At 40.9% G+C, this 12,517-nt stretch carries 14 protein-coding genes; 13 read left to right on the top strand and 1 reads right to left on the bottom strand.

Annotated features, from left to right (window positions below; translation table 11 throughout):
- Positions 1-37 precede the first annotated feature (37 nt).
- The 13 genes from MHB66_RS10775 (at position 38) to fni (ending at position 12,094) form a co-directional block, all read left to right on the top strand.
- Positions 38-493: a DUF2663 family protein gene (locus MHB66_RS10775; RefSeq protein ID WP_046311636.1), complete on the top strand. Its 456-nt coding sequence runs from the start codon at positions 38-40 to the stop codon at positions 491-493.
- Positions 494-580: 87 nt separating this feature from the next.
- Entirely contained in the window at positions 581-1,369 is a 789-nt protein-coding gene (locus MHB66_RS10770; protein ID WP_046311634.1) for a metallophosphoesterase, read from the top strand.
- A gap of 165 nt (positions 1,370-1,534) precedes the next feature.
- Entirely contained in the window at positions 1,535-2,113 is a 579-nt protein-coding gene (locus tag MHB66_RS10765; RefSeq protein ID WP_024428080.1) for a genetic competence negative regulator, read from the top strand.
- Positions 2,114-2,309: 196 nt separating this feature from the next.
- A complete protein-coding gene (locus MHB66_RS10760) occupies positions 2,310-3,584 on the top strand; it encodes a Glu/Leu/Phe/Val dehydrogenase (RefSeq protein ID WP_007500982.1) in 1,275 nt (424 codons plus the stop codon).
- Positions 3,585-3,708: 124 nt separating this feature from the next.
- Positions 3,709-4,680, top strand: coding sequence for a YpdA family putative bacillithiol disulfide reductase (locus MHB66_RS10755; protein ID WP_046311631.1), 972 nt, complete (start codon positions 3,709-3,711; stop codon positions 4,678-4,680).
- A gap of 156 nt (positions 4,681-4,836) precedes the next feature.
- Positions 4,837-5,493 (top strand): glutamic-type intramembrane protease PrsW, encoded by a 657-nt coding sequence (gene prsW, locus MHB66_RS10750; protein WP_024422824.1) that lies wholly within the window; start codon positions 4,837-4,839, stop codon positions 5,491-5,493.
- A gap of 133 nt (positions 5,494-5,626) precedes the next feature.
- Complete coding sequence (sleB, locus tag MHB66_RS10745; RefSeq protein ID WP_046311626.1) at positions 5,627-6,538, top strand: spore cortex-lytic enzyme; 912 nt, start codon at positions 5,627-5,629, stop codon at positions 6,536-6,538.
- A gap of 16 nt (positions 6,539-6,554) precedes the next feature.
- Complete coding sequence (ypeB, locus tag MHB66_RS10740; protein WP_046311625.1) at positions 6,555-7,904, top strand: germination protein YpeB; 1,350 nt, start codon at positions 6,555-6,557, stop codon at positions 7,902-7,904.
- A 102-nt stretch (positions 7,905-8,006) separates the two neighbouring features.
- A complete protein-coding gene (locus MHB66_RS10735) occupies positions 8,007-8,654 on the top strand; it encodes a flagellar brake domain-containing protein (RefSeq protein ID WP_046311623.1) in 648 nt (215 codons plus the stop codon).
- A gap of 63 nt (positions 8,655-8,717) precedes the next feature.
- On the top strand, positions 8,718-8,900 hold the full coding sequence (locus MHB66_RS10730) for a DUF5359 family protein (protein ID WP_342490553.1): 183 nt from the start codon (positions 8,718-8,720) through the stop codon (positions 8,898-8,900).
- A gap of 71 nt (positions 8,901-8,971) precedes the next feature.
- The gene (cmk, locus tag MHB66_RS10725; RefSeq protein WP_024428083.1) at positions 8,972-9,649 is read left to right on the top strand and encodes a (d)CMP kinase; all 678 of its coding nucleotides are present in this window, start codon (positions 8,972-8,974) and stop codon (positions 9,647-9,649) included.
- 223 nt (positions 9,650-9,872) lie between these two features.
- A complete protein-coding gene (rpsA, locus tag MHB66_RS10720; RefSeq protein ID WP_024422818.1) occupies positions 9,873-11,024 on the top strand; it encodes a 30S ribosomal protein S1 in 1,152 nt (383 codons plus the stop codon).
- 14 nt (positions 11,025-11,038) lie between these two features.
- Positions 11,039-12,094, top strand: a complete 1,056-nt coding sequence (gene fni / locus MHB66_RS10715; RefSeq protein WP_046311620.1) for a type 2 isopentenyl-diphosphate Delta-isomerase — start codon at positions 11,039-11,041, stop codon at positions 12,092-12,094.
- Positions 12,095-12,310: 216 nt separating this feature from the next.
- Here the strand turns inward: fni and MHB66_RS10710 are convergent, their stop codons facing one another.
- A complete protein-coding gene (locus MHB66_RS10710) occupies positions 12,311-12,442 on the bottom strand; it encodes a YpzI family protein (RefSeq protein ID WP_064497540.1) in 132 nt (43 codons plus the stop codon).
- Positions 12,443-12,517 lie beyond the last annotated feature (75 nt).

Here is a 12,517-nt window from a genome sequence, read left to right as displayed (position 1 = left end):
ACATACATATGTAGAAAAAAGGGACAGGGTGTATGTGATGACATTGCACGCAATCAGCCGATATATGGATCAGCCGACACAGAAAATGATGGAAACATTGATCAAAAGAAAGCAAAAATATGAGGGCTTTGCCAAGCAGTGCAAAAGATGGCAATGGACAGCCCTTCTATCGCTGGCCATTCTTTTGTTTTATTTTGTGATCACGGCAAATGCGGGAGGCGGCTCGCTTCAGCCGGAAGCCATGATTGCCACACTGCTTGGTCATGAAGTTTTTCTGTTTTGGATCATGGCTGAAGTCTTTGCTTTTTACGCCTCTTATTACTATAAGAAAAAAGAAGAAAAGGCTGAGGATGAATATCATCGGCTTCGATGTGAAATTATACAAAAAAGCACAGATTTATGGCCGCAATCAAATCAGTGGAAAGAGCGCGAGACGGTTTTTCACTATATGCAGAAGCAATACGACATTAATCTCTATTATGAAAGTAAATAAATGAGAAAAAAAGACGTTTAACAGTTGAAACGTCTTTTTTCATTCAAGCGTCTTATGAAAGAAAGATATGTAAGGGAGCCATTTGTGATGAAATATGCCATCGGATTTACTGCCGCCATTGCGGCTGTTACAACAGGTGTGTGTGTAACGGCAAAAATGGTGAAAACGGCAAAACAAAACAACATCAAAAAGCATTACTTTACAATAGAAGCACTTCAATCAGACCGGCCTGCTGTCATTTTCTTTATTTCTGATACACACAGACGTCTCATCAGTGACACTTTATTAGCAGAAATCAGACAGGAAGAGCCAGATGTGATTATGATTGGCGGAGATTTAGCAGAAAAAGGTGTACCCTATGCAAGGATTGAAGAAAATGTGAAACGTTTATCAAGAATTGCGCCGGTTTATTTTGTCTGGGGAAATAATGATCATGAGCTGGACCAGCAAAGGTTTAAAGAAATTCTTCATGCATACGATGTCACGACTTTGCAAAATGAAACGGCTGTATGGAATTTCGAAGGGCAGCGAATCAAAATTGGAGGAATTGATGATATTCGGCTTGAAAAAGCAGATTATGAAGCGATACGGCCTGAGTTTGTGAAAGATGATGTCAATATTCTCTTATCACACAATCCAGATGTACATCATTTGATGAGTGAAGAAGAAGGAATCGATCTTGTCCTGAGCGGTCATACGCATGGGGGACAGATCCGAATTGGGAAATTTGGACCGTATGAAAAAGGAAGAACAGGCCAGGTCAAAGGTGCGTTCTTTCTCATTAGTAATGGCTACGGAACAACAAAAATTCCCTTGCGTCTCGGAGCAGAACCAGAAACCCATCTGATCTATTTAATGCCTCTAAAAACGCGTTAACTTGCGGCACCCTCAATATTTTCCATAATAGTCACCGTAAGCGTAGCTTCGTGCTTGTCTTCCGTCTTGACACAGTGTAAACTGAATACAAAATTAAGAACCTATGACTCATCATCTCATATACTACAGTATGATGTGTGTTTAGAAGAGGCAGGAGGGAACGTTATGCGACTGGAGCGTCTGAATTATAATAAAATCAAAATTTTTCTCACACTAGATGACCTGACAGACCGAGGTCTTACGAAAGAAGACCTTTGGAAAGATTCGTTCAAAGTCCATCAGCTGTTTAAAGACATGATGAACGAAGCGAATCAGGAGCTCGGTTTTGAAGCGAATGGACCGATTGCTGTTGAAGTATTTTCTCTTCAGGCGCAGGGGATGGTCGTCATTGTCACAAAGAGTCAGCAGGAAGATGCTGATGATGAGTTTGATGAAGATTACATTGAGATGCAAGTCAAGCTCGACGAGAGTAAGCATGTGCTCTATCAATTTGCCTCGTTTGAAGATGTGATTCAACTGTCCCATAGTTTAAGTCGTATTGGACTTTTAGGGGGTACAGTTTACCATTATGAAGGTCAATATTACCTCAGCCTGGATGATGTTGGAGAATTATCTGCTGATACAGTCATTTCGATTTTAGCAGAGTTTGGTTCACCTACGACACTCACCATTCACCGGCTAAAAGAATATGGAAAAGTGATCATGCAAGAAGATGCTGTGAAAACGATTCAAATGTATTTTTAATCACTTTTTTCTATTATATTTAATACTGTTGTGATGAAACAACAGTATTTTTTTATATCCTTTTTTATATTTATAAACGCTGATATTTTATTTTGATAAAAAACGCTTTTTACCTTTGCTTTACCAGTACGAAGGTGTATACTATTGCTTGAAAGGGAGCAGTAGATCATGAAAGATTTCTAGGGGGTTTATTTTAATGGCAGCCGATCAAAACGCCGCTCATAACGCAGAAGATAAGCTAGATGTTTTAAAGTCAACTCAAACCGTCATACATAAAGCGCTAGACAAATTAGGGTATCCGCAGGAAGTGTATGAATTGCTGAAGGAGCCAATTCGTCTATTAACGGTCAAAATTCCAGTACGTATGGATGATGGATCGGTGAAAATTTTCACTGGTTACCGCGCACAGCACAATGATGCTGTCGGTCCAACAAAAGGCGGAATCCGTTTCCACCCGAACGTTACGGAAAAAGAAGTAAAAGCGCTTTCAATTTGGATGAGTTTAAAATGTGGAATTGTGGATCTTCCTTATGGCGGAGGAAAAGGCGGTATTATCTGTGATCCAAGAGAAATGTCATTCAGAGAGCTTGAAAAACTAAGCCGCGGCTATGTTCGCGCCATCAGTCAAATCGTTGGACCAACAAAAGATGTTCCAGCACCAGACGTGTTTACGAACTCTCAAATTATGGCATGGATGATGGATGAATATTCTAGAATTGATGAATTTAACTCGCCAGGATTTATTACAGGAAAACCAATTGTTCTTGGAGGATCACACGGACGTGATACTGCAACAGCAAAAGGTGTGACGATCTGCATCAAAGAAGCGGCGAAGAAAAAAGGAATTGACATTAACGGGGCTCGTGTTGTCGTACAGGGATTCGGAAATGCAGGAAGCTACTTAGCTAAATTCATGTATGATGCTGGAGCAAAAATCGTAGGAATTTCAGATGCGTACGGCGGATTATACGATGAAGATGGTCTAGACATTGACTACTTGCTTGACCGGCGTGACAGCTTTGGAACCGTCACTAAACTATTTAACGATACAATTACAAACCAAGAGCTGCTTGAGCTGGATTGTGATATCTTAGTACCTGCAGCCATTGAAAACCAAATCACAGAAGATAATGCGGCAAACATTAAAGCCAAAATTGTCGTAGAAGCAGCAAATGGCCCAACGACGCTGGAAGGAACCAAAATTCTTTCAGATCGTGGTGTACTGCTTGTTCCAGACGTACTTGCGAGTGCGGGTGGTGTAACTGTTTCTTACTTTGAATGGGTTCAGAATAACCAAGGGTTCTACTGGACAGAAGAAGAAGTTGAAACTCGTTTAGAAGATATGATGGTGAAATCATTTAATAATATTTATGAAATGGCGCAAAACCGCCGAATTGATATGCGTCTTGCTGCATATATGGTCGGTGTACGTAAAATGGCTGAAGCTTCTCGATTCAGAGGCTGGATTTAAGCGGCTGATTTGCATCGCGCCTTAAAATCTCCTATCCTTAAATAGGAGATTTTTTTATGGAATGGAACAAAGAATCAAACAGCCCAGCAATTGTTATTGCAGTGAAATGACAGGAGTGGAACAAATGAAACAAGAAAAAGCGATCATAATAGGAGGCGGCCCATGCGGGTTATCAGCTGCCATTGCATTCAAGCAAATTGGGATTGATGCACTTGTGATTGAAAAGGGGAATGTCGTGAACAGTATTTATCATTACCCAACACATCAAACCTTTTTTAGTACAAGTGAAAAGCTTGAAATCGGTGATGTTGCTTTTATTACTGAAAACCGTAAGCCCGTTCGTATTCAGGCGCTTTCCTATTACCGAGAGGTCGTCAGACGAAAAAAACTGCGTGTGCATGCTTTTGAAAAAGTAAACGCCGTGACGAAACAAGATGGCCGTTTTACGGTGAATACATCAAAAGACGACTATGCATGTGATTACGTCGTCATTGCGACTGGCTACTATGATCATCCAAACTATATGAACGTCAAAGGAGAAGACCTTCCCCACGTATATCACTATTTTAAAGAAGGACATCCATATTTTGATAAAGATGTGACGGTGATCGGCGGGAAGAACTCCAGTGTTGATGCTGCGTTAGAACTTGTGAAATGCGGAAGCAGAGTCACTGTGCTGTATAGAGGAACTGAATATTCATCCAGCATCAAGCCTTGGATTTTACCAGAGTTTGAAGCGCTTGTCCGTAATGGAACGATTCGAATGGAGTTTGGTGCGCAGGTGAAAGAAGTCACAGAAGAAGATGTGATCTTCACAAACCAGCAAAATCAAACGGATCGAGTGAAAAGTGACTATGTATTTGCCATGACTGGCTATCACCCAGATCATTCTTTCTTAGAAAAAATGGGTGTCACGATTGACCAAGAATCAGGCCGTCCAGCATTTGATGAAGAGACGATGGAAACGAATGTTGAAGGCATTTTCATTGCAGGAGTCATTGCAGCTGGAAATAATGCCAATGAAATTTTTATCGAAAATGGAAGATTTCATGGCGGACTCATTGCAGAAGAAATCAAAAAAAGAATTAACGGATAAAAAAAGAACTGAATCCTTCAAAGGGGTTCGGTTCTTTTTTTTTATAAATTGGGATTATATAGAAAGGTATTTTTAGAAAAATGGGCCCGAGTCATATAAAAAAAGGGTAAATCATGGTACGATAATGAAGGATAATGTAGGGAAAGAGGTCTGGTTATGATCGCAATCATCTCAGCAGGTTTAGCTCCCGGCATCGCACTTTTAAGTTATTTTTATTTGAAAGATCAGTACGACAATGAGCCGGTTCACATGGTCATCAGATCTTTTATGCTAGGTGTCATACTTGTGTTTCCAACCATGTTTATTCAATATGTCCTTCAAGAGGAAAATATTGCAACAAATCCTATCTTGATTTCATTTGTGACGTCGGGCTTTTTAGAGGAATCATTAAAATGGTTTATTTTAATGGTCAGCGTTTATGCACATGCCCAGTTTGACGAACACTATGACGGAATTGTGTATGGAACGAGTGTCTCACTTGGTTTTGCAACACTTGAAAATATCCTTTACTTAGTCGGCCACGGGGTCGAATATGCGTTTACCCGTGCTTTATTACCTGTATCAAGTCACGCATTATTTGGTGTTGTGATGGGATTTTATATCGGAAAAGCCCGCTTCTCTGATAAAAAAGAGCAGCGCAAATGGCTGATCCTTTCTTTAACGCTCCCTGTGCTGTTTCACGGCCTGTATGATTTCATTCTATTAGGGATGAAAAACTGGGGATATATCATGGTGCCGTTCATGATTTTTTTATGGTGGTTTGGTTTAAGGAAAGCAAAAAAAGCCCGTGCGGTAAAAATGGTGCAAATTTAATTTGGAAAACGTCCTATTTGTTTATAGGGCGTTTTTTTGTCTTTTCCATCCAATTCTCTCCTGTGTTGAATGTATAAAAATAGGGATCGGAAGAAACATATATTCAAACATCAAAAGTACAGGAGGATCAAATATGGATAAAGCTCGTTTCATGAAACAAATTGTTCTTATCTTCTCAATCGTTCTTCTTGCGTCTTCACTTTTGACAGCCAGTAAAAGTGAAGCATTCACCGGCCAAGTCATCCAGCGCGGGGCAACAGGAGAAGATGTAGTCGAGCTGCAAGCGCGGCTCCAATACAATGGGTTTTACAATGGCAAAATCGATGGCGTCTATGGCTGGGGGACGTACTGGGCCGTTCGCAACTTTCAAAACCAATTTGGCATGAAGAAGGTCGATGGACTTGTAGGTGAGAAAACAAAAAACTTATTAGTTCAAAAGACGAAATACTACAAAGAGTTTGTTCAAAAACAGCTGCAGCAAGGGAACCAGTTTACCCATTATGGCGGAAAGCCTCTTGATCAGCAAACAAAGGCTCCTGCGCAAAAAGGCTCGCAAAAAAAGACAGCCCAAGGTACAAAAGAAAATCAAAAAAGTCAAAGTGGATCATCTGGGAAGTCCGGCAATCAGTCAGGCAGCCAGCAGGGAAATCAAACACCAAAACAAACAGCAGCCAACATGCCTGGTGGTTTTTCTAGTAATGACATTCAGCTCTTGTCGCAAGCTGTTTACAGTGAAGCAAGAGGTGAGCCGTATGAAGGACAGGTGGCCATCGCGTCCGTTATCTTAAACCGCTTGAACAATCCGACCTTTCCAAATACGATCGCAGGAGTCATTTTTGAACCGCTTGCGTTTACTGCTGTAGCAGATGGGCAATTTTATATGACGCCAGATGAAACGGCAAAAAAAGCTGTATTTGATGCAATCAATGGCTGGGATCCATCTGAAAGCGCCATCTATTACTTTAATCCTGATACAGCAACAAGTCCATGGATTTGGGGAAGACCACAAATTAAACGAATCGGGAAACATATATTCTGCGAATAAAAAGGGGTGTAAATAAATGATCAGAGGAATATTGATTGCTATTTTAGGAATTGCTGTCATCTCAACAGGTTACTGGGGCTATAAAGAACATCAAGAAAAAGACGCCGTCCTGCTTCATGCTGAGAACAACTACCAAAGAGCCTTCCACGATTTAACGTATCAGGTGGATCAGCTGCATGACAAACTGGGCGCAACACTTGCGATGAACAGCCAAACATCCATCTCACCAGCACTTGCAGATGTATGGAGAATGTCATCAGAAGCGCATAACAATGTCAGCCAGCTCCCGCTTACATTGATGCCTTTTAATAAAACGGAAGAATTTCTGGCGAATGTCGGAGACTTTAGCTACAAATCATCAGTCAAATCTTTATCAGATGAACCATTAAATAAAGATACACACAAAACCATTACAGCTCTATATAATCAAGCGTCAGATATCCAAAACGAACTTAGACAAGTGCAGCACCTCGTACTTAATAAAAACTTAAAATGGATGGATGTTGAAATGGCGCTCGCTGACGGCGATCGAAAGAACGACAACACCATCATTGACGGGCTGAAAACAGTCGAGAGAAATGCAGATGCATTTGCAGATGTCGATCTTGGGCCTACAAATGTGTCCACAGAAAAAGAAACACAAGGATACAATCATTTAAAAGGCGATAAGATTTCAAAAAAAGAAGCGATCCGCATTGCACAGCAATTCACACCTGACCATAATCAACATTTTAAAGTGAGAAAAAGCGGCAGCAAAACCAATCGCGACGTGTACAGCTTATCGATGTCTGATCCAGACAGCCATGCAAACTTTTATTTAGACTTAACTGAAAAAGGAGGACACCCAGTTTACCTTCTTCAGAATCGTGACGTGAAAAAACAGAAAATCAGTTTAAATGATGCATCAGAAAAAGCACTCAGCTTTTTAAAGAAGCAAGGGTTTGATACAGAATCGTTCCATTTAGATGAAAGTGCACAATTTGATAATATCGGTGTATTTACCTATGTTCCTCTTCAGAAAAATGTTCTGCTTTATCCAGATAGCATACGCATGAAAGTCGCATTGGACGATGGTGAGGTTGTTGGGTTTTCAGCGAAGGATTATTTAACGAATCATAAAACACGTGACATTAAATCACCTAAAATCTCGCAAAAAGAAGCGAAGAAAACATTAAATCAGCATGTAAAGATCGAAGATACTCATTTAGCGATTGTGCAAAATGATATGTCAGAGGAAGTTCTGTGCTATGAGTTCCTCGGAACGATAAAAAACGATACGTATCGCATGTTCATTAATGCAGATACTGGAAAAGAAGAACGAGTAGATAAACTAAAAAACGCAGAACCTATATATAAAGACCTATAGAAAAGGAAACAAGGAAAAGGCTAATAAGTCTTTTCCTTTTGTTTTAGACATGGTTTAATATAGGAGAGGATACGATTTCACAGATGAAAAGAGTGATGAGGAATGTTACAAATAGGGGATGCAATCACAATTGAATATGTCAATGAGAACAAAGAAGTGAAAACAGCAAAATCGAAAGTTTTGGAAAATAATAACGATGATATTTGCATTAATTATCCAGCTGATAAAGAAACGGGACGCACCATCTACTTAAACCAGCAAACAGAAATCACCGTCTTCTTTTTTGACGAAAACCAAATTCCATACAAATGTACAAGCGAAGTCATCGGAAAAAGAAAAGAAGATATCCCGATGATTGTTATTTCCATTCCGCCAAAAGAAAAAATGATTCGGCTTCAGCGAAGAGAATATCTGAGAGTGGATACGATGGTCAAAGCCACCATTATGCAAACGGATGAAGAAGCCTTTGAAACGTTTATTGTGAATATGAGTGCTGGCGGCGTAGCAATTTCTGTTCCAGAGGGCGTGTCATTGAAAGAATATGGAGAAGTGGTCACAGAGTTTGAACTTCCCCTAAAAGAGCCCGTGAAAATAAAAGCGGTTGCAGAGATGAATCGAGTATATCAAGATGAACAGTCCGGCAAAACAAGAGCGATCATGGAGTTTTCAGAGATCACAAGTGATCACCAGCAGCACATCATGAAATACTGCTTCCAGCAGCAGCTTTTAACACGTGTGAAAAAAGCATAAGAATAAAGGGTGTAAAAAGCTTCCATACTAGAGAGGAAAGAATCTAGCGTGGAGGCTTTTTGTATGAAGACAATGGAAAGATGGTTATTGAAAGTGGTGCTCATTCAGCTTGTTTTATTGCTAACTGTTCAGATTACACTTCATTTGACGAAAGGAGAGCTTTTTTTGTCAAAAGTCGTCCAGTATGAGGGTGTGAATAACATGAGTATTAAAGAATGGATTGAAACGTTTAAGCAGAAGGATTGATAGAAAATTCCCCCGTTTGAGCGGTGATCGTGTTACAATTCATAAGGGAGATTCAATCAAGGAGAGGTATTATGAAAAAGAAATTATCTATTGCAATTGACGGTCCTGCAGCAGCAGGCAAAAGCACTGTGGCAAAAATTGTCGCAGCCAAAAAATCATATATTTATATTGATACAGGTGCTATGTACCGCGCGATTACACTTGCGGCACTCAATCAAGGTGTAGACCTTGAAGACGAACAGGCACTTGATTCTTTACTGAAAAAAACGGTCATTGAACTAGTAACAACAGACGAGGGTCAAAAAGTCCATCTAAACAATACGGATGTCACAGAGGATATTCGCACAGACCGCGTAAGCAACCAGGTATCGGTTGTTGCAAAGCACAGAGCTGTTCGGGAAGAAATGGTCCGCAGGCAGCAAGAGCTTGGCAAACGAGGCGGCGTCGTTATGGACGGAAGAGACATAGGTACTCATGTACTTCCAGATGCTGAAGTGAAAATTTTCTTGCTTGCATCAGTAGAAGAAAGAGCAAAACGCCGCTTTGAAGAGAATCAGAAAAAAGGCTACGATGTCAATTACGATCAGTTGATCGAAGAGATTGCAAGACGCGATAAGCTTGATTCTGAGCGCGAAGTTTCACCTTTGAAGAAAGCGGATGACGCCATTGAAATTGACACCACTTCCCTTTCTATTCAAGAGGTGGCAGGGAAAATTTTAGATGCAGCAGACCGCGTGGAGAAACAGTAAGAAATTTTAGAAAACTTTTATAAGTTAGAGGTTTATCTCTTGACAAACAAGATCTTTTATTAGAAGTTTATACTAATACTATTTTTATTGATCATTCAAGCAATTATATTGATTTGAATGTTTCTATAATACATATTCGGCTGGCAATCATCATGCTTAAGACACATATTCGCCCAGTCGTTTTAACTAAGCTGTGTAGGTTTGGACCAAGGAGGTTATCGAAATGACAGAGGAAATGAATCAAATCGATGTTCAGGTACCAGAGGTTGGAGATGTAGTGAAAGGGATTGTTTCTAAAGTTGAGGACAAGCATGTCAATGTAGATATCGTCAATGTGAAACAACCTGGTATCATCCCAATCAGTGAATTATCAAGTCTTCACGTTGAAAAAGCATCAGATGTCGTGAAAGATGGCGACGAGTTAGAGCTTAAAGTAACAAAGGTCGAAGACGATGCTTTGATTTTATCTAAACGTGCTGTTGATGCAGACCGCGCTTGGGAAGACCTAGAGAAAAAGTTTGAAACAAAAGAAGTATTTGAAGCTGAAGTAAAAGACGTTGTAAAAGGTGGTCTTGTCGTTGACATTGGTGTGCGCGGATTTATTCCTGCATCTCTTGTAGAAGCACACTATGTAGAAGACTTCACAGATTACAAAGGGAAAACACTCTCACTAGTCGTGGTAGAACTTGACCGCGAAAAAAATCGCGTGATTCTCTCGCACCGTGCAGTCGTTGAGCAAGAGCAATTAGACAAAAAGCAAGACTTCCTGCAAAAGCTTGAAGTAGGCAGTGTGATTGATGGTAAAGTGCAGCGGCTTACTGATTTTGGTGCATTTGTTGACATTGGCGGCATTGACGGATTAGTTCACATTTCTCAACTATCCCATGCGCATGTTGAAAAGCCATCTGACGTAGTAGAAGAAGGACAGGAAGTCAAGGTCAAAGTACTTGCTGTTGATCGTGATAACGAACGTATCTCACTATCTATTAAAGAAACATTACCAGGACCTTGGAGCCAAATTGGTGAAAAGGTAAAACAAGGTGATGTGCTTGAAGGAACCGTTCAACGTCTTGTGAGCTTTGGTGCATTTGTTGAAATTCTGCCAGGTGTAGAAGGACTTGTGCATATTTCCCAAATCTCTCATAAACATATCGGCACGCCGCAAGAAGTCCTTGAAGAAGGGCAGACTGTGAAAGTGAAAGTGCTTGATGTGAATGAAGACGAAGAGCGCATCTCACTAAGCATCCGTGATTTAGAAGAAAATCCTGAAAAACAAATCGAAGAGGATTATCGTCAATATCAGGCGAAAGAAGAAAACACAAGCGGATTCCAGCTTGGTGATCTGATCGGCGATAAACTCAATAAACTAAAATAATTTGGTGATCAAAATTGACGCGAGCAGAAAGAAAGAAGCAGCATATTGAGCATGCGTTGTCCACTGGCCAGCATGCAGCAACAGGTTTAGATGATGTTTCCTTCGTTCACGCCAGTTTACCAGATCTTGCGACATCACAAATTGATACACAAACGACAATTGGCGGACTGACTTTCGGTTCGCCAATTTTTATCAATGCAATGACTGGCGGAGGCGGAGAGTCCACCTATGAGATCAACCGCTCTTTATCGATCGCAGCGAAGGAGACCAATATCCCAGTAGCAGTTGGATCACAAATGGCTGCACTGAAAGATAAAGAAGAAAGACGAACATATGAAGTCGTTCGTAAAGTCAATCCGGATGGAATTGTCTTTGCGAATTTAGGCAGTGAAGCGACAATGAAGCAAGCTCAAGAAGCAGTCAACATGCTCGAGGCGAATATGCTCCAAATTCATCTGAATGTCATCCAAGAGATTGTCATGCCTGAAGGCGATCGCGATTTCAGGGGGGCGCTTGAGCGGATTGCAGCGATCGTTGAATCTGTTGGTGTGCCTGTTGTTGTAAAAGAAGTCGGGTTTGGCATGAGCAAGGAGACGGCAGGAAAGTTGTTCCATACTGGGGTTGCAGCCGTTGATGTAGGCGGATTTGGTGGAACGAACTTCTCCAAGATTGAAAATCTCCGACGCCAAAAAGCACTTCGTTATTTTGATCAATGGGGAATTCCAACTGCAGCGAGTCTTGCTGAAGTACATACAGCCTTTCAGAGTCAAACGATTTTAGCCTCCGGAGGTATTCAAGATGCTCTTGATGTAACCAAATCAATGGCTCTTGGCGCATCTGCTGCTGGTCTAGCTGGATTTTTCTTAAAATCATTGACCAGTGGAGGAGAAAGCGGCCTCATCGAAGATATCATGGAACTTCAAGAAGATATCAAGATGATGATGACAGTGCTTGGCGTGAAGACGATTGAAGAACTGAGACAGGCTCAAGTTGTGATCTCAGGGGAAACAAGTCATTGGCTCAAAGAAAGAGGCGTTGACACAACGTACTATAGTCAGAGAGGCATGTGATATCACATGCCTCAGCGCGTAGACAAACCCTCGCATTCGGTGTCAGTCCTGCGTGCCGGTGCTCACGAATGCCAAATTCGCTCCGCCCCGGTACTCGCCCTTCCTAGGGCTGCAAAGGTTTTCTATCACGCTGAAAAGAAGACAAAGATCCAAAATAAAGAACATTTTAGCCCTTTGTCAATAAATCTAAGGCATGTGATTATCACATGCCTTTTTTTATTGATTTCTTTTTCGAGCGCTTTCTGGACCTTCTAATGCTGTTGCACCTTTATGATGAATGGATTGATCGCGGTCAGATTCCACTCTTTTTGACGCCTTTAAACGTTTTTCCTGTCTATCTTTTCCCATAATGTATCCCTCCTCAGGTTATTAGGGTGTCACCTCTTGTTTATTTCATACAGAGCCGGTAACGATCCGCATGTT

It is taken from the genome of Bacillus sp. FSL L8-0167, assembly GCF_038630295.1.
In the GTDB taxonomy this organism is placed as follows: Bacteria; Bacillota; Bacilli; order Bacillales; family Bacillaceae; genus Bacillus; species Bacillus safensis.
Note: the sequence above shows the minus strand (reverse complement) of the source record. Positions and strands in the feature narration are given on the sequence as shown.